Here is a 17,945-nt window from a genome sequence, read left to right on the forward strand (position 1 = left end):
GCAGTTTAGATTGTAAAAATTCAAATAACTAACTGTAAATTTATTTAAAAACCTTATTTTTCATCAAATTTAATATTGATGAAGAATTTTCTATTTCTGGCATTAGCTAGTTTTTCTATATCTGTTGCGGCGCAAGATAATTTCGCTCCTGTTTTTAAACAAATCAATACAGAAGTACAAACTAACTCTAAAGCATACGGTACATTAAAAAATGCAACCGAAACAATCGGTCATCGTTTAACAGGTTCTGCAAATGGTGCAAAAGCCGAAGAATATGCCTTTAACTTATTAAAATCTTATGGCTGTGATGTTAAATATCAACCTTTTGAAGTAGAGAGTTGGGATAGAAAAACCATATCTGTTAAAATTGGAAGCAATAGCAATGATTTAGCCCCTGTTAAAGCAGTTACTCTTGCACATTCGCCTGTTAAGGCAAATGTTACTGCGCCAATAATTGACGCTGGCAATGGACTAGAAGCTGATTATGCTGCAATAGGTGATAAAGTTAAAGGTAAAATAGCCCTGATTTATTTAGGTGTATTGCCAGGCTCACCAAAAGGAACTTCATCTTTGCATCGTCCAGAAAAAACGGCTATAGCAACAAAATACGGGGCAGTCGGAGTAATTATCATCAATACTGTTAAAAATGGGGTATTACTTACAGGTACTGCTTCAGTTACAGGTAAGTTAATTCCAATTCCGGCCGTTTGTATTGGTTTAGAAAATGGAATGGCCCTTAAAGAAAGATTAAAAACGGTTAGTCAGATTGCAACTATTGATATGACTAATTTTTCTGGCTTAATTAAAGCTAGAAATGTAATTGCAACATTCAAGGGCACTCAATTTCCTAATGAGAAAGTTGTGGTTGGCGGGCATTTAGATAGCTGGGATTTGGCAACTGGTGCAATTGACAATGGAATAGGCTCTTTTGCCGTTTTAGATATGGCTCGTACTTTTAAAAAGTTAGGGGTTAAACCTAAACGCACTGTAGAGTTTGTTCTTTTTATGGGCGAAGAACAAGGCTTATTAGGTTCTAAAGCTTATGTAAATCAGGCAAAAAAAGATGGTACGCTTAATCAGGTTAGTTTTATGCTTAACTATGATATGACTAATGATCCGAAAGGTTTTAATACCTCTAGAGAAGAGTTAGAGCAATTGTTTACAAGTTGGGGAGCGGAAGTTGCGAAATTAGATAGCGGCTTTACCAATCTATTTTTAGCTGGAGCAAGCTTGCATAGCGATCATCAACCATTTTTATTAGAAGGTGTACCAACTGGTGGCGGCGCTGGTGGCAAATTGCCAAACAATTCTGGTCCTTATTACCACTCTGATGGTGATGTTTTTAAACTTGTAGATGAGCAAGGCTTAAAAAACACAGTTAGAAACGGTGCAATTTTAGCCTATGCTTTGGCCAATACTGCAAAAATTCCGGTTACCAAACAAACAGAAGAAAAGTTAGAAGCCTTTTTAATTGAACAAAGACTAAAAGAGCCACTAAAAATTGCTGGCGAATGGAGATGGAAGGACTAAGATGTTGTAAAGTTGTAGAGTTGAAATGTTGCGAGATTAACATTCCAACTTATAACACTCCAACATTTTTAACTTAACTATTAATATAATTTTCCAGTTGTGATATCGTTTGTTTTTGATCGGCAATGATGAATTTTACCACATCTCCGATTGAAACCATGCCAACTGCTTTATCTTCGGCAACAACAGGTAGGTGCCTAATGTGCTTATCTGTCATAATTTCCATGCAAAGTTCAATACTATCTTTCGGGTCAATGGTAATAGGATTCGCTGTCATTGCCTCGCTAATTGGGGTTTCCATCGAAGTCTTACCTTGCAAAACAATTTTCCGGGCGTAATCTCTTTCGGTAAATATGCCCAGTAATTGTTCGTTTTCCATAATTAACAAAGCACTAATATTTTTTTCGGTCATTAATTTAAGGGCGTCTAAAACCGAAGTGCTTTGGCTTACGCTAAAAATTTGAACTGGTTTTGTATTTAAAATCTGCTGAACTGTTTTCATAGTTATTTGTTTATTAGCTACTTAAAGCTAACTAAAATAATTTCAAATACAAATTGTTGTTTTTTCAGATTTTAGAAGTTTAATTTTTCGAAAATGAACGTTCAGCTATTTATTGGTTCTACAGTCCTGCTTTCGCTTATAGTCCTTACAAGCCTGCGGCTTAAAGGAGCTATTTAGCTCAATCAGGTTTAGCAACAAATTTTAGTGCAATAACAGCAATAACAACGATAAAGGTTTATGAAACTGTGCAGCTTTACATAATAGCATAAGCAGAACTTTTCTAAACCCGATTGAAGTGGATGCCGATTTTTCATCGGCAGAAGCGAAAAGCGGGACAATTGTTTCCTAAGAGATACTGAATTTGCTTTTCGAAAAAAATCGATTTAAATATGGATAATTTTCTTCTGCTGATCTTTCCAGTCTTGATACCTTTCTAATTCTTTAGCCACTTTTTTGTATACCATGCCTAAAATAAAGGCATCATCTAAAAAGCCTAAGCCCACAATAAAATCTGGTATAATATCTAAAGGCGATATAAAATACAGTAAACCAGCCATTACAGCAATTATAGAGCTCTTCGGAATGTCGGTATAGGTGCCATTAACGTAATCTTTTGCCAGCGCAAAAAATAACTGTATTTGGTCCCAAACGTTAGTTAATGAGGCTTTGTTTTCAGTAGCTTTTTTAATGGCTTCTTGAATTTTTGTTGACGTTTTGCCTTTATCGTTTATTAAGGTGCTTGCTTTTTTGGTAAAAGCATCAAAGCTAGATTTTAATTGATCGAAATTCATAGGTTAGGTTTAATAATGGCTAACAATAAGTATACCTAAACTACAATAACTCTAAAATTTCATCTACATATTGTCTGTCATTGGCTAAACGTGGTACTTTATGTTGGCCTCCTAGTTTGCCTCTGTTTTTAAGCCAATTGTAAAAAGTATTTACTGGTGCATTATGTACTTTTGGCCTTCGTAAAGCCATGTCTTTAAAACGTTTGGCATCATAATCTGAGTTAATTTCTCGTAAGGTTTGGTCCATTACATCAACAAAATGCTCGAAATTATTAGGCTGTTGCTCAAATTCGATAATCCACTCATGTCCTCCCGCTTCTTCTCCTTTAAAGTAAATCGGACAAGCAGTGTAGTCTTTTATTTTAGCTTCGGTAGTTGCACAAGCCTTAATCAGTGCATTTTCTGCATTGTCAATAATCAATTCTTCTCCAAAAGCGTTTATAAAATGTTTGGTTCTGCCTGTAATTTTTATCCTAAAAGGAGATAATGACCTAAATTGAATAGTGTCGCCAATCATGTAACGCCATAAACCAGCATTGGTAGATATAATAATTGCATAGTTTTTATGCAATTGAACTTGTTCTAGGGTTAAAGTTTGCGGGTTTTCGTCATCTAAGTTCTCTATTGGTAAAAATTCATAGAAAATACCATAATCTAACATTAGCAAAAGCTCTTCAGAATTATCCTGATCTTGTATGCCAAAAAAACCTTCTGATGCATTATAAGTTTCTAAATAATACATATTTGGCGAGGGAATGAGCTCCTTGAATTGTTCACGGTAAGGCGCAAAATTAACCGCACCATGAAAATACAATTCTAAGTTTGGCCAAACTTCTAATAAATTCTTTTTACCGGTAATTTCTAGAACTTTTTTGGCTAAAACTATAGTCCACGTTGGTACACCCGAAATATTGGTTACGTTTTCTTTAATGGTGGCCTCGGCCATTCTATCCATTTTTTCTTCGTAATTATCCATTAATGCAATGGAGATATCTGGCGTACGGTAATACTCTGCCCACATGGGTAAATTTTTAATCAGCACTGCTGATAAATCTCCATAGTGAATATCTTCGCAAAGCTGATTAATTTGGTGGCTACCGCCTAAAACTAAGCCTTTACCCGTAAACATTTGGGTTTGTGGTTGATTATTGCAGTAAATAGAAATCATGTCTTTACCGCCTTTAAAATGGCATTCTTCTAAAGCTTCTGGAGAAACTGGAATAAACTTACTTCTATCGCTTGTAGTGCCCGATGATTTGGCGAACCATCTAATATCCGAAGGCCATAAAATATTTTGCTCGCCCTTAAGCATTCGCTCTATGTATGGCTTTAAGGTATCATAATTTTGAATAGGAACACGTTCCTTAAACTGACCAACAGTTAAGATCGATTTATAATCATATTTTTTGCCCCATTCGGTACCAGCTGCACTAGAAATTAAGCTGTGTAACCATTCTTCTTGTACGTCTAGAGGATATTTAATAAAAAGCTCAATCTGATGAATGCGCTTTTTCATGTACCAAGTAAAAATTGAATTTACAATTGCCATTAGTTGAGGTGATTTTTATAAATTTTTTCTACGTAGTACAAAGTTTGATCCCAGATATACTTTACGAACCATTTCATTAGAGGCAAGTACTTCTGGCGTTCCAGATTCTAATATTTTGCCCTCGAACAATAGATAAGCTCTATCTGTAATTGATAAGGTTTCTTGCACATTATGGTCGGTTATAAGGATGCCAATATTTTTCTTTTTGAGCTTAGCTACAATGGTTTGTATTTCTTCAACAGCAATCGGATCTACACCAGCAAAAGGCTCATCTAGTAAAATAAAGTTAGGGTTTGCAGCCAAGGCACGGGCAATTTCCGTTCTACGGCGCTCGCCACCAGAAAGTAAATCGCCACGATTTTTTCTCACTTTATGTAAGCTAAACTCATTAATTAACTCTTCTAATTTTTCATGACGTTCTTCTTTGCTAAGCTTTGTCATTTCTAAAATTGCCATAATGTTATCTTCTACAGTAAGCTTTCTAAAAACGCTAGCTTCTTGTGCCAAATAGCCAATTCCTTTTTGTGCTCTCCTAAACATTGGATCTTTGGTAATGTCCAATCCATCTAAAAGGATAGTGCCTTCATTAGGTTTGATCAAGCCTACAATCATGTAAAAAGAGGTTGTTTTACCAGCACCATTTGGGCCAAGTAAACCAACAATTTCTCCCTGACTAACTTCAAAAGATACATCATTTACAACAGTGCGTTGTTTATATTTTTTAACCAGATTTTCGGCCTTTAATATCATTTAGATTTTACGATTTACGATTTACGATTTACGATTTGCATCATCATCTTCAATCTCTTTTTATTCCTTTTATATTTAGTTGCAAACGCTTTTTGTCTTTCCACACATTTTCTTCTATCGTATAACAAACATCAAATGTTTGGTTTGGTTCTAATATACTTTCAAATTCGGCTAAACCAAATGCAATGCATTCAAAAATAGCTGAATTTTGTTGTTTTATGCTCAATTTTAAATGTTTTGCACCAACAATTTGAGCGTTACTAACTAAAGATACTCCTTTACTTACAAAAACAGGTGCCATATTCTGCGGTCCGAATGGAGCCATTTGCAATAAAATTCTATAAAATTTAGCATCAATTTGCGCTAAATTAAGCTCACAATCAATATTTATTTCGGGGATTAATAAATTGTCGCTGATGGTAGCAGAAACTACTTGTTCAAATTTATCTGAAAATAAAGTTAAATTTTCTGGCTTAATGGTTAAGCCAGCGGCATATTTATGCCCTCCAAATTGTATCAACAAATCACTACAAGAAAGTAGTGCTTCATATAAATCATATCCAGCTACAGAACGAGCAGAGCCGGTATAATTACCATTCGATTCTGTTAATACAATAGTTGGGCGATAGTAGGTTTCTGTTAAACGAGAAGCAACAATGCCAATTACACCTTTATTCCAATCATTCTGATAAACAACAGTTGTTTTGCGGTTCATTAAATCTTCGCTCTGCTCAATTAAATGCAAAGCCTCAGCAGTAATATTCTGATCAAATGATCGGCGTTCGGTATTTTGGCCATTAATAAAAGTACTTTGTTCGTCAGCTAAAATAACTTCATCACTCAGCAACATTTTTACAGCATCTTTTGCATCTCCCATCCGCCCTGCAGCATTGATGCGTGGCGCTAATAAAAACACAACATCGGTAATGCTGTAATTTTCTGTTTTGCCAGAAATTTGCATTAAAGCTTTTAAACCACAGCATGGGTTGGTATTCAACTTTGTTAAACCAAAATGTGCCATTACCCTGTTCTCATCTACAATAGGAACAATATCTGCGGCAATGCTTACCATGCATAAATCTAAATATTGCTCGTACAATTCATCGGGTAAATCATTGGCTTGGCAGTATGCTTGGGCTAATTTAAGTCCAATACCACATCCAGAAAGTTCTTTAAAAGGATATTGGCAATCGCCTCTTTTTGGATCCAAAACTGCAACGGCTGCTGGCAAGGTTTCTCCAGGTAAATGGTGGTCGCATATAATAAAATCTACGCCTAAATTGTTGGCACGCTCAATTTTATCAACCGATCTAATACCGCAATCTAAAGCTATAATTAAAGTGAAGCCATTTTCTGCTGCAAAATCAATTCCTGTTGTAGAAATGCCATAACCCTCTTTGTGCCTATCTGGTATGTAATAGGCAATTTCGCTGGTAAACTGACTAAAGAAGCTGTAGGTTAATGCCACAGCGGTTGTGCCATCTACATCATAATCGCCATAAATCATAATTCTCTCACTATTTTGCAGTGCAAGTGTAATTCTGTTGATGGCTTGTTCCATATCCTTCATTAAAAAAGGATCATGTAATTGCGTTAATGTTGGCCTAAAAAAGTAGCGGGCATCTTCAAAATTAGTAATGCCACGTTGTACCAAAACCTGCGCTAAACAGGTGTCAATATTTAGTTCATTGGCTAAATTTTCACTAATTTCTTTTGCACCTTGCTCTGCTAGAGCCCATCTTTTTTCCATTTAGCAAATTTGTATTTATTTGGTTTGGTAAATGCCTGATACCCATATTTTAAATCAGGATAGCTATATTTGCAGTACCGTTCGTAAATATATCATTTAATTTCTTTTCAAAAAAATAGCCCATGTCTTTGCAAGTTTACACATTACACGAAGGTTCATACTCAGTAGATGCTACTAAAAAATTCATACCTTTTGATCCATCAATACACCAAGCAAAAGACAGACCCGCTTCACTTTTTATACATGTGCAGCCATTTTTAATTAAGCTAAACAACAGTTTAATTTTACTAGATACAGGTTTAGGTTATAGCGATGAAGAAGGTAGATTACACTTACACGAAAACATTAAAAAAGCTGGTTTCGATCCGGCGGATGTAGAGTTAGTTTTAATGTCTCACTTACATTTTGATCATTCTGGTGGGATGGTGCATAATGTAAACGGTAAAATGGAATTGAGTTTTCCAAACGCAACTTACGTAATGCAAAGAGGGGAGTGGGAAACCGCATTTTCAAGCACCTCATCATCTTACCATACCGATATTTTCGATTTTATACAACGCAACGCACAAATTAAACTGATAGAAGGTAATGGAAATTTAACGCCAGAAATTGGTTACGAGTTAACAGGAGCACATTGCCCATATCATCAAGTGTTTTTAATAAGTGATGAAGAAGAAAAGGTATTTTTTGGTGGTGATGTTTTGCCAGAACCAGAAGAACTGATTAGAAAATTTATTGCCAAATACGATTTTGATGGTCGTAAAGCAATGGAGTTAAGAGAAGAGTTTGGGCAAAAAGCAGCCGAAGAAAACTGGAAATGTTTATTCTATCATTCTAAATCTAAATCGCAAGCGTATGTGGCAATAGATGGAGATCGATTTAAGATTAGCTAAAACTTAAGTTCTTTTAATAATTCAACCAATCGCTCCATAGATAAGGGCTTAGATATGAAGCCTTTAACATTACTGTAACTTTTTGTCTTTTCAATGTCGTTTTCATATACCGACGAAGACAAGATGTATAAATCGATTGCTTGCTGTATGCCAAGTGTTTCATAAGCTTCTACAAACTCCCAACCATTCATAACTGGCATATTGATATCAATTAAAATCAAATCTGGTAGCGGGTTGCCGGCTGCTAAGGTTTCCTTTAAAAAGTCAATAGCTAGCTGACCGTTACTTCTGGCAGTCATATCTATATTGTAGCCAGTTTTCTCTACAATTTTTTTGATGATGAAAATATTAATATCGTCGTCATCAATAACCAGTAAATTGATCTTTTTATCTAACATTTGTTTGTGTGTGTATGCAATTGTTATTTGCTAACGCGGTTAAAGGTAGATATTGACATTCGTAATAGCAACATAATTTATAAACAAAAGCCCCGCTCATTAGTAAAACGAGCGGGGCTTTAGAGGTTTTCATTAAATAAAACCTTATTTTTTAGCTACTAATTTTACGCCAATAGTAAATTCATCGTAAATAAAATTGTCACCTAAGTCAGAAAACAATGATTTAGACTTGTATTTTACACCGAATTTGGTTCTATCAATTGTAATTTTTTCTGCAGTAGCAGTTACTGTATTATCTGCACCCCAAACAACAGTAGCCGGAAATGTAACAGATTGTGTAACACCTTTAATAGTTAAATCACCAGTAATATTTAAGTTAGCACCGTTTCCAGCTACTTTTTTGATTACAAAGTTAGCAGCAGGAAATTGCTCTACACCAAAAAAGTCATCAGCCTTTAAGTGTTTATCTAAACCTGCATTTGGTTTTGTACCGCCATCCATAGTTTTAATGGTAGTCATGTTAGCAATAAATCCACCTTGGGTTAATTTTTTGCCATTAAAACCTAAAGTTCCAGAAGTTAAGTTTACAAAACCGCTGTGAGAACCAGAAAATTTCTTGCCTTCCCAAGTAATGGTAGATTTTGTTACGTCTACATTATATACATCAGCCTTTGGTGCAAAAGCAAAAAAAGCAAAACTAGCAACAACTGCTAGCAAAAACGTTAAAGAGAATTTTGATTTCATTTTAATATTAATTTAATTTTTTGATAAAGGTATTTATTTTTTGCGGATGACATCTTATCCTATGTTAAGAATTAAAAAAATCAAAAAGGTTTAATTTGAAAAGCGATGGCAGGAACATTATTTAGTGTTAGCCCTGCTTTTTATTTCAAGTCCTCTCCCGATTAAAATCGGGATCCGGGCTTTTCATTTCAATCAGGTTTAAAGCAGTTTTTGCAGTGGTTTTTGGGTTAGTTTGGCTCCGTGCAACTGTTAATAATAGCAGCGCCTTAATGATGTAAACCTTGGCGAAGCGGCATCCCTTAATTTTAGCTATGAAATAGCTCAAATTAAGGATACAGCAAAGCAAAGGACTGTATTTACATCTGTGCGATTTATTTGCTTTTCAATTTATTTATTGCCCAATCATATATTTATAACAAGCTAAAACGATGAACATTTTTTTTCTAAACTTCAATAAGTATCTTTAGCAGATCATACCAATATAAATAATTATGAAAGTTATATCCCTATTGTCTATTGTTGCGCTTTTGTTCTCGTGTTCGCCAAAAATTCAGGCTACAAAAACCGATAATGTTAACGGTAATATTAAAACCGGTGCAGATCAAACTGAACTTTATTTGCCTTTGTTAAAGGGTAAAAGAGTGGCTGTTTTGGCTAATCAAACTTCAATTATTGGTAAAACGCATTTAGTAGATAGTTTACAGAAACTAGGAATTAATATTGTTAAAGTATTTGGTCCGGAGCATGGTTTTAGAGGTAACGCTAGTGCAGGTGCAAAAATAGCCGATGAAAAAGATGAGCGAACAGGTATTCCTATCATTTCATTATATGGTAAAAAGAATAAACCAAGCAAAGAAGATTTAGCTGATGTAGATATTTTAATTTACGATTTGCAGGATGTTGGCGTTCGTTTTTATACCAATATTAACGCTTTAGCAAGGTTAATGGAAGCTTGTGAAGCTAGTAAAAAGCAATTGTTAATTTTAGATCGCCCCAACCCAAATGGTTACTTAATTGATGGGCCAATATTAGACATGAAGTACAAATCTGGTATTGGGATGTTTCCCATTCCAATGTCGCATGGTTTAACAGTTGGCGAATTTGCGCAAATGGTAAATGGCGAAGGTTGGCTAACCAATAAAGTTAAGGCAGACTTAAAAATTATTAAGGTGGCAAACTACAACCACGATATGCGTTATGTGTTGCCGGTGGCACCTTCACCTAATTTAAATACAGAACAATCTATTTTACTTTACCCAAGTGTGTGTATGTTCGAGGGTGTTTATGTAAATCATGGTAGAGGAACATATAATCCTTTTACGGTATTAGGCAGTCCGGCTTACAAAGGTATTTACAGTTTTAGCTTTACCCCAAAAAGCATCAAAGGCATGGCAGAGTCGCCAATTTTTATGGATGAAGTTTGTTACGGCATAGACTTGCGTAATTACGATACTGAGCTTTTAAGAAAAAGCAAAAAAATTAATTTTGAGTGGATAAAAGAGTTATACAAAAAGCACCCACAAAAAGAGAAGTTTTTCGAATCGAAGTTTAGCAACCAAATGAACAACATCGAAATACAAATTGGCCGTGGTGATTTTAGACAACAAATTATTGATGATGTGCCTATCGAAACCATAAGAGCTGGTTGGGAGCCAGGTTTAAAGGCGTATAAAGAGATGAGAAAGAAGTACGTGCTGTATCCTTAAATAGGTATACACTTATTGCGGAATTTACTTATGAAAGTCGCGTCATTGCTACGAAGGTGGGAATTTTAATGGATTAGCTATTTAGTGCACAATTCGCATTGCGATGCCCAGTGAAGCTGAGCATGACGATTGACTAATCTAAAGCCATGGTTCGTATCTTGAAGAAACGAAACAAGGCAAGTAATTCGTGTTAAGGGATTTAGGTAATTGTTAGGTTGGATGAGTTGAATCTTTGCTTATCCTATTCTCAATTTGGCTGCATCTTTCCAAAGGTAGTTGGGTAGGGGTTCTTGTAATTCCCATTTAATGTTCATAGGTTTTGCACCATAATAATCTTTTAATTTTGCTTTGCCAACGAACACATATCCCATTGCATTTCCAAATTCATCTTCGTTTTTCTCTCTTACAAACAAGAGGATTTTTTTGTGATTAGCTTCATGGTTGATGTAAGATATTCCTTTGCCAGTATGAGGTGCCGCAGAATTTTGACTTTGCCAATGAAATAGCATTTCGTCGATGGCGTAATCATCATACATGGTTGTTGGAGAGAAATTCTCTTCAGATTTGACGAGGTTAATGAAAAGTAATTCTGTGTTCAATTTTTTATTTTCGGCAACACCTTCTCTACTTGGTGATTTTCTTTCAAATGTACTCAAGCTAAAAGCCGCTAAAACTTGATCTCTAGTATATCTCGAATGTACTTTCAAAGGTTGATTATAAGGTAAAGGAATGTCCAATTCTTTAAAATCAATTCTGTCGATGAGTAATTCTAAAACTTCAATAATTTCATCAACCAACACTTTATTTAAACCAATTTCTCGCACACTACTTTCTAAAGAATTAAATCCGCCAGCATTGTACCATACATCATAATGTAACATCAAAAGCATCTTTGTTTCCTTTTCATCAAATTCATGAATAGAAACTTGAAAATTTCTTTCCGCCAAACTTAGAATAAACTGAAAATAGCTACTTGAGGCCGACGATAGCCATTTATTTCCAATAGCACTAACAATTTGCTTTTCGTTAGTCTGTTCAAAATTTTCAAATCTGCCTGCCTCTTGACAAAGTCTTTTCCATCCACCTCGTTTATAAATTGTCTGTAATGGTATATTATGAAATTCTACAAAATTCTTTAAACTAAGTTCTAATGTGGTTTGATGCTGAAAATTCTGAATTTTCTTTATCAATTGATTTCGATTTAGAGATGTTGCGGCAGTAATATTTTCTATTATGGTTTGCTTAGCCTTTTTCTCCAGAATAATTGAACACCCTAATGGCAAATGGGGAAAGTTGTCTTCGATTTCTTTTTTAACTGTTGTAGCGGTTTTGCCGATTAGAGCTCTAAACTTATTTTCGAAATTATATTCAGGCCTTGAATTGCCAACAAAATCTAATACAGTTAAGCATTCTTTGTTGTCAGCAAAACGCAAGCCACGGCCAAGCTGCTGTAGAAAAATAGTCAAACTTTCAGTAGGTCTCAGAAACAATACAGTATCTATTTCAGGTATATCTACACCTTCATTAAAAATATCAACGACGAATAAATAATTGATTTCTTTTTTCAATAATTTGCTTCTTACTTCATTTCTATTCTCATTATTTGCGCTTGTTAAGAAATCAGCATTTAGTCCTGCTAAACTAAATTTTTCAGCCATAAACTTGGCATGTTCCATGGTTACGCAAAATCCTAAGGCACATACATCATTAATATCTTTTGTATATTTATCTAATGCATCAATAATCTCTCTAACTCTTCTATTGTTTGCTGTATAAAGTGAATTCAATTCACTAGCTACATATCTTCCTTTATCCCAAGTAACTTTAGATAAATCAATACTATCTGTAATGCCGAAATATTGAAAAGGAGAAAGCAGTTTTCTATTCAGTGCTTCGGGCAATCTAATTTCAGCAGCAATTCTATGATGAAAATCTTCCTGAATGTCTCCACCATCCATTCTTTCTGGAGTTGCTGTTAGTCCAAGTAAAACTTTAGGTTTAAAATAATTGATAATATTACGATAGCTACCAGCTGTCAAATGATGACACTCATCAATAACAATATAGTCGTAAAATTCGGGCGATTGATTTAATTCTTGAAGCCGGTTGTTTAGGGTTTGAACAGATGCGAAAACATATTCAAAATTGTCTGGAATAAAACCATCAACCCATAGCTCTCCAAAATTATTGTCTTTTAAAATTCCTCTAAAAGCAGTTAAAGACTGGGTCAAAATTTCCTTTCTATGTGCTAAGAAAAGAAGTTTGGCACTTTTGTTTTGTTGTTTAAATCGTTTGTAATCGAAGGCGGAAATTATTGTCTTTCCTGTGCCTGTTGCAGCTACAACAAGATTTCTGGTTCGATTATGCAAAGTGCGTTCTACTTCTAATTTTTCTAATATTTCTAATTGAAAAGGGAAAGGCTTAATTTCAAAAAAGGAAATATTTAAATCGCCAATTTTATTCGTACGGCCTTGATTTAAAGAATTGATTAATTTGTCTTTGTGTAAATTGTCATCAAAAATTTCAAAGTCATCGCTTTGCCAATAAGAATCGAATGTTTTTTGAAATTTATCAATAATGTGGCTGACTTCTTTGGTTGTTATTTTCAAGTTCCATTCTAAACCATCAGTTAATGCAGAACGTGAGAAATTTGATGAACCAATGTATCCTGTGTGGAAACCTGTTTTTCTTTTAAATAGGTATGCTTTAGCATGAAGTCTTTCGTTACCTGAATTATAAGATATTTTGACTTTTGTATTTTCAAGATTTGATAAAATTTGGATCGCTTTATAATCCGAGGCTCCCATATATGTAGTAGTGATTACTCTTAGTTGGCCGCCTCTTTTGGTAAATTCTTTTAACTCTCTTTCTAAAATAATTATCCCTTTGAATTTAATAAAAGAGACCAATAAATCTATTTGGTTAGATGATAAAATTTCCTTTTTAAGTTCACTTTCCAAAGATAAACCTGTATTTCCTCCTGTAAATAATTCACTATGTGTTAGCCTCGTGTAAGGCGTTATCTCTTTTAGGTGAAGATTAAAATCCGCAAAATGAGCGTCAACTTTTGAAAAAACAGCTTTCAAAATTTCACCTTCAATGTCGATTAAATCATTCGTAAAATCTTCTTTGTTTAATTCTTGCTTTAAAAATAAGATGATTTTATTGGCGATTTCAATCTGAATTTCAATCTGATTGTCTCCGCTAACTGTTTTTAGAGCCGTTTTTATAGTTTGTCCGAGATGTTTTGAAAGAATGGTGGCAGCTTCTTCTTTGTCTATGGTAGCCTTGTTAACATAAAAAGTATTTTGATTAACTTCTTCAAGTTTTAAGGAAACAAGTTTGGTAACCAGTTCTTCGTAAATTCCTTCGTTCATAAGGTTAAGTATTCTTTTAAAATTGGCAAGTCAGCTTCTGCCCAATCTAAATCAATTAGTTCTTCTTTTTTTAGCCAAAGATACTTTTTATGCTCAGCTAAGTTTATGTCTCCCTTTTTAAATTGAGCGATAAAAGGTATAAGCTCAATTGAGAGATTTGGATATTGAAATTTTGATGGTGTCAATCGCGAAACTAAATTAATCTCTAAGTCTAATTCCTCCTTAATTTCTCTTAATATACAATCTTCTTCTGTTTCACCAAGTTCAATTTTTCCTCCGGGAAATTCCCATTTTAAAGGGAATTTCATTTTTTCACCTCGTTGAACTACAAGTGTTTTATTGTTATGAGATATAATTGCACAAGTTACACGAATAGGATTGTAAGGCATAGATTTTAAGTGTTAAAGGCTAAGATAGTTATTTTCATTCATCATAGTTAAGGTTTCCCGTAAAGCGCTTATTTCTTAATTTAAGCACAGTTTTTTATTATCTAAACCCGATGGCAGCGGATATACTTTTTGTTATTGCCTAAGTTTTTAAATGTAGATGCTTCGACAAGCTCAGCATGACAGCAATATAAAGCAGCGACAACAAAAAGATAGTAGCGGACAGCGGGACGAACATTAAAATGAAATGCTGCGGTTGCTTTTCTAAAAAAAATGAGAAATTCATCTTTAGAGATTCCTCGCACACTCGGAATGACAAATTTATGAGATCCTTCTCGGCGCTCTGGATGACAAACTATGGGAATGACAACCCTTCGACTACCAGCCACGGCTGACAAGCGCTCAGGATGACAGGCAAAAAAAATAGCCCGAAATTTAATTCGAGCTATTAGTGTTTTTAAGTAAGAGGCTTGACAAAACAGATTGCCACATCGTGCCTCCTCGCAATGACGCGTTATTTGTTATGCCATTGCTTCTTCTTCCATGTAACTTTCGATAGGTGGACAAGCGCAAATTAATGCTCTATCACCATGGCTATCATTTACTCTACCTACCGACGGCCAGAATTTGAAGGCTGCTACATATGGTAAAGGGAAAGCTGCAGTTTGGCGACTGTAACCATGTTCCCAATCGTTAGCCGTTACAACAGCTGCCGTATGTGGTGCATTTTTTAAAGGGTTATCTGCTCTGTCTAAACTTCCGTTTTCTATTTCGGTAATTTCATGTCTGATGGCACTTAAAGCATCGCAGAAACGATCTAACTCATGCTTAGGCTCGCTTTCTGTTGGCTCTACCATTAATGTACCTGCCACTGGGAAAGATACCGTTGGTGCGTGGAAACCATAATCCATTAAACGTTTAGCAATATCTACCACTTCGATACCGAAGTTTTTAAAGCTGCGACAATCTAAAATCATTTCGTGTGCACAACGACCTTGAGCGCCAGAATACAACACGGGGTAGTGCGCTTCTAAACGAGCTTTCATGTAATTTGCATTTAAAATGGCGTATTTGGTAGCATCTGTTAAACCTTCACCGCCCATCATAGCGATGTAAGCGTGAGAGATAATTAAGATGGATGCAGAACCCCAAGGTGCAGAAGAAACTGCTGGAATTGATTTTTCGTTATTGATGTTAACCACAGCGTGACCTGGCAAATATTTAACCAAATGTGCAGCTACCCCAATTGGACCCATGCCTGGACCACCTCCGCCATGCGGAATACAGAATGTTTTATGTAAGTTTAAGTGGCAAACATCGGCGCCAATATTAGCCGGACTAGTTAAGCCTACTTGAGCGTTCATGTTGGCGCCATCCATGTAAACTTGTCCGCCGTGTTGGTGTATAGTTTCGCAAATCTCGATGATGCTTTCTTCGAACACGCCGTGAGTTGATGGGTAAGTTACCATTAAACACGAAAGGTTTTCTGCATGCTCGGCAGCTTTTGCTTTTAAATCTTCAACATCAATATTTCCGTTTTCTAAAGATTTAACAACAACAATCTTCATACCGGCCATTGCCGCAGAAGCTGGGTTTGTACCATGTGCCGAAGCAGGAATTAAAGCGATGTGACGATGAAAATCGCCACGATCTTGGTGATAAGCACGGATCACCATTAAACCTGCGTATTCGCCTTGTGCGCCAGCATTTGGCTGCAAACTCATGGCGGCAAAGCCAGTAATTTCACTTAACCATTTGTCTAACTCATCAAAAATAGTGTAATAACCTAACACTTGATCAGCAGGTGCAAATGGGTGTAATTTACCAAATTCTGGCCAGGTAACTGGGATCATTTCGCTAGTTGCGTTTAGCTTCATGGTACATGAACCTAAGGCAATCATAGAGTGGCAAAGCGAAAGATCTTTGGTTTCTAATGATTTAATGTAACGCAACATTTCATGTTCAGAATGGTGCGAATTGAAAACTGGGTGCGTTAAATAAGCAGAAGTACGTTGTGAACTTGCTGCAATGGTAGTTTGTACATTTTCAGCAATGGTTAAATTATCTGCTGAGATGCCTTTAACTTTAGAGAAAATACGAACCAATAATTTCACATCTTCGTAAGTTGTGGTTTCATCAAGAGAGATGTTTACCAAATTACCATTATAATTTAGGTTGATGTTATTGTCTAAACACTCTTTGTGGATAGAACCTGTTAAATCACCTAAATCTACTTGAATGGTATCGAAATATGATTTGCTTAGCACGTTATAACCAGCTTGAGTTAAGCTCTCGGCCAAAGTAACGGTTAAACCATGGGTGCGTTCTGAAATTAACTTTAACCCTTTTGGGCCGTGGTAGGCAGCATAAAAGCCAGCCATTATAGCCAATAATGCTTGTGCAGTACAAATGTTAGAGGTGGCTTTGTCTCTACGAATGTGTTGCTCGCGAGTTTGCAAAGCCATACGTAAAGCGTAATTATTATTGCTATCGATGGTTACACCAATGATACGACCAGGGATAGAGCGTTTGTACTCTTCTTTGGTTGCAAAAAATGCAGCATGAGGGCCGCCAAAACCCATCGGGATACCGAAACGTTGCGTTGTACCCACTACTACGTCAGCTCCCCATTCGCCCGGAGGAGTTAATAAAGTTAAGCTCAATAAATCAGCTGCAACAGTTAATTTAATATTTTGGGTGTGCAAAGCTTCCGCAAATGCGGTATAATCAAACACTTCGCCATTACCTGCCGGATACTGAACAATTGCGCCGAAAAACTCATCAGTTGCAGTAAATTCTTGGTGATTACCAATAACCAATTCGATGCCGAAAGGATTGGCACGTGTTTTTAATATATCTATGGTTTGTGCGAAAACTAATTCAGACACAAAATATTTAGTAGCTTTTTGATTTTTACGCAAGCTATATTGCATAAACATCGCTTCCGCCGCTGCGGTACCTTCATCTAATAAAGATGCATTGGCAATTTCCATTCCGGTTAAATCGATAACCATAGTTTGGAAATTTAACAAAGCCTGCAAGCGACCTTGAGCAATTTCTGCTTGGTAAGGCGTGTACTGCGTATACCAACCTGGATTTTCCATCACGTTACGCAAAATTACACCTGGCGTATGGGTATCATAATAACCTTGCCCGATGTAAGATTTGTAAACCTTGTTTAATGATGCTGTTTGCTTTAAACCACTTAGGTATTCTACTTCAGATTTTGCCTTTGGTAAGTTTAGAGGCTGTTTTAATCTGATAGAAGCCGGAACCGTTTGCTCAATCAGCTCGTCGATAGAATTTACGCCAATGGTTTGTAGCATAGCCGCTGTATCTTCGCTGTTTGGCGCAATGTGGCGGTCTTGAAAATCTTCCTGGTAATGGATATTTAAACTCATGCAGTTGATAAAAATAAGTTGCCGCAAAGTTAAGAAATCTGCAACTATTTTTTGCTATAGAATTGATTGTCCAATCGTCATATTTTGGTGGTAAAAGGAGGATAAAAGACGATGATTTTGGTAGGAATTTTGATTTGTTTAACCGCAAAGATACGAAGAAAGCAAAAT

At 35.7% G+C, this 17,945-nt stretch carries 13 protein-coding genes; 3 read left to right on the top strand and 10 right to left on the bottom strand.

The window, feature by feature from the left end; translation table 11 throughout:
• Positions 1–78 precede the first annotated feature (78 nt).
• Positions 79–1,530 carry a M20/M25/M40 family metallo-hydrolase gene (locus AC07XU_RS17500; protein WP_494944924.1) on the top strand — a complete coding sequence of 484 codons (1,452 nt, stop codon included), beginning with the start codon at positions 79–81 and terminating at the stop codon, positions 1,528–1,530.
• A 73-nt stretch (positions 1,531–1,603) separates the two neighbouring features.
• Here AC07XU_RS17500 and AC07XU_RS17505 read toward each other — a convergent pair whose 3' ends face one another.
• The 5 genes from AC07XU_RS17505 to recJ form a co-directional block, all read right to left on the bottom strand.
• On the bottom strand, positions 1,604–2,032 hold the full coding sequence (locus tag AC07XU_RS17505) for a CBS domain-containing protein (RefSeq protein ID WP_494944925.1): 429 nt from the start codon (positions 2,030–2,032) through the stop codon (positions 1,604–1,606).
• Positions 2,033–2,415: 383 nt separating this feature from the next.
• Entirely contained in the window at positions 2,416–2,823 is a 408-nt protein-coding gene (locus AC07XU_RS17510) for a YkvA family protein (RefSeq protein WP_494944926.1), read from the bottom strand.
• A gap of 40 nt (positions 2,824–2,863) precedes the next feature.
• Positions 2,864–4,372 (bottom strand): GH3 auxin-responsive promoter family protein, encoded by a 1,509-nt coding sequence (locus AC07XU_RS17515; RefSeq protein WP_494944927.1) that lies wholly within the window; start codon positions 4,370–4,372, stop codon positions 2,864–2,866.
• Positions 4,373–4,387: 15 nt separating this feature from the next.
• The gene (gene lptB / locus AC07XU_RS17520) at positions 4,388–5,122 is read right to left on the bottom strand and encodes an LPS export ABC transporter ATP-binding protein (protein ID WP_494944928.1); all 735 of its coding nucleotides are present in this window, start codon (positions 5,120–5,122) and stop codon (positions 4,388–4,390) included.
• A gap of 49 nt (positions 5,123–5,171) precedes the next feature.
• Positions 5,172–6,872 carry a single-stranded-DNA-specific exonuclease RecJ gene (gene recJ / locus AC07XU_RS17525; RefSeq protein WP_494944929.1) on the bottom strand — a complete coding sequence of 567 codons (1,701 nt, stop codon included), beginning with the start codon at positions 6,870–6,872 and terminating at the stop codon, positions 5,172–5,174.
• Between the two features lie 122 nt (positions 6,873–6,994).
• Between recJ and AC07XU_RS17530 the strand changes: the two genes are divergently transcribed.
• Positions 6,995–7,765 carry an MBL fold metallo-hydrolase gene (locus tag AC07XU_RS17530; protein ID WP_494944930.1) on the top strand — a complete coding sequence of 257 codons (771 nt, stop codon included), beginning with the start codon at positions 6,995–6,997 and terminating at the stop codon, positions 7,763–7,765.
• On the opposite strand, the gene AC07XU_RS17535 is transcribed toward AC07XU_RS17530, so the two are convergent.
• Positions 7,762–8,163, bottom strand: a complete 402-nt coding sequence (locus AC07XU_RS17535) for a response regulator (RefSeq protein WP_494944931.1) — start codon at positions 8,161–8,163, stop codon at positions 7,762–7,764. The genes AC07XU_RS17530 and AC07XU_RS17535 overlap by 4 nt on opposite strands.
• A gap of 144 nt (positions 8,164–8,307) precedes the next feature.
• A complete protein-coding gene (locus AC07XU_RS17540) occupies positions 8,308–8,907 on the bottom strand; it encodes a YceI family protein (RefSeq protein WP_494944932.1) in 600 nt (199 codons plus the stop codon).
• Between the two features lie 491 nt (positions 8,908–9,398).
• Between AC07XU_RS17540 and AC07XU_RS17545 the strand changes: the two genes are divergently transcribed.
• Complete coding sequence (locus tag AC07XU_RS17545; RefSeq protein WP_494944933.1) at positions 9,399–10,613, top strand: exo-beta-N-acetylmuramidase NamZ family protein; 1,215 nt, start codon at positions 9,399–9,401, stop codon at positions 10,611–10,613.
• Between the two features lie 236 nt (positions 10,614–10,849).
• Here AC07XU_RS17545 and AC07XU_RS17550 read toward each other — a convergent pair whose 3' ends face one another.
• The 3 genes from AC07XU_RS17550 to gcvP all read right to left on the bottom strand — a co-directional run bounded on the left by AC07XU_RS17550 (position 10,850) and on the right by gcvP (position 17,777).
• On the bottom strand, positions 10,850–13,990 hold the full coding sequence (locus AC07XU_RS17550) for a DEAD/DEAH box helicase (protein WP_494944934.1): 3,141 nt from the start codon (positions 13,988–13,990) through the stop codon (positions 10,850–10,852).
• On the bottom strand, positions 13,987–14,379 hold the full coding sequence (locus AC07XU_RS17555) for a (deoxy)nucleoside triphosphate pyrophosphohydrolase (protein ID WP_494944935.1): 393 nt from the start codon (positions 14,377–14,379) through the stop codon (positions 13,987–13,989). Before AC07XU_RS17555 ends, AC07XU_RS17550 begins: the two co-directional genes overlap by 4 nt.
• A 518-nt stretch (positions 14,380–14,897) precedes the next feature.
• On the bottom strand, positions 14,898–17,777 hold the full coding sequence (gene gcvP, locus AC07XU_RS17560; protein ID WP_494944936.1) for an aminomethyl-transferring glycine dehydrogenase: 2,880 nt from the start codon (positions 17,775–17,777) through the stop codon (positions 14,898–14,900).
• Positions 17,778–17,945: the final 168 nt, after the last annotated feature.

The organism is Pedobacter sp. GW456-11-11-14-TSB4 (assembly GCF_059424425.1).

Coding starts and splice junctions, on each gene's coding strand:
- AC07XU_RS17540 (WP_494944932.1), bottom strand. CDS start 8,907: ATGAAATCAAAATTCTCTTTAACGTTTTTGCTAGCAGTTGTTGCTAGT.
- recJ (WP_494944929.1), bottom strand. CDS start 6,872: ATGGAAAAAAGATGGGCTCTAGCAGAGCAAGGTGCAAAAGAAATTAGT.
- AC07XU_RS17555 (WP_494944935.1), bottom strand. CDS start 14,379: ATGCCTTACAATCCTATTCGTGTAACTTGTGCAATTATATCTCATAAC.
- AC07XU_RS17550 (WP_494944934.1), bottom strand. CDS start 13,990: ATGAACGAAGGAATTTACGAAGAACTGGTTACCAAACTTGTTTCCTTA.
- gcvP (WP_494944936.1), bottom strand. CDS start 17,777: ATGAGTTTAAATATCCATTACCAGGAAGATTTTCAAGACCGCCACATT.
- AC07XU_RS17535 (WP_494944931.1), bottom strand. CDS start 8,163: ATGTTAGATAAAAAGATCAATTTACTGGTTATTGATGACGACGATATT.
- AC07XU_RS17510 (WP_494944926.1), bottom strand. CDS start 2,823: ATGAATTTCGATCAATTAAAATCTAGCTTTGATGCTTTTACCAAAAAA.
- lptB (WP_494944928.1), bottom strand. CDS start 5,122: ATGATATTAAAGGCCGAAAATCTGGTTAAAAAATATAAACAACGCACT.
- AC07XU_RS17530 (WP_494944930.1), top strand. CDS start 6,995: ATGTCTTTGCAAGTTTACACATTACACGAAGGTTCATACTCAGTAGAT.
- AC07XU_RS17545 (WP_494944933.1), top strand. CDS start 9,399: ATGAAAGTTATATCCCTATTGTCTATTGTTGCGCTTTTGTTCTCGTGT.
- AC07XU_RS17500 (WP_494944924.1), top strand. CDS start 79: ATGAAGAATTTTCTATTTCTGGCATTAGCTAGTTTTTCTATATCTGTT.
- AC07XU_RS17515 (WP_494944927.1), bottom strand. CDS start 4,372: ATGGCAATTGTAAATTCAATTTTTACTTGGTACATGAAAAAGCGCATT.
- AC07XU_RS17505 (WP_494944925.1), bottom strand. CDS start 2,032: ATGAAAACAGTTCAGCAGATTTTAAATACAAAACCAGTTCAAATTTTT.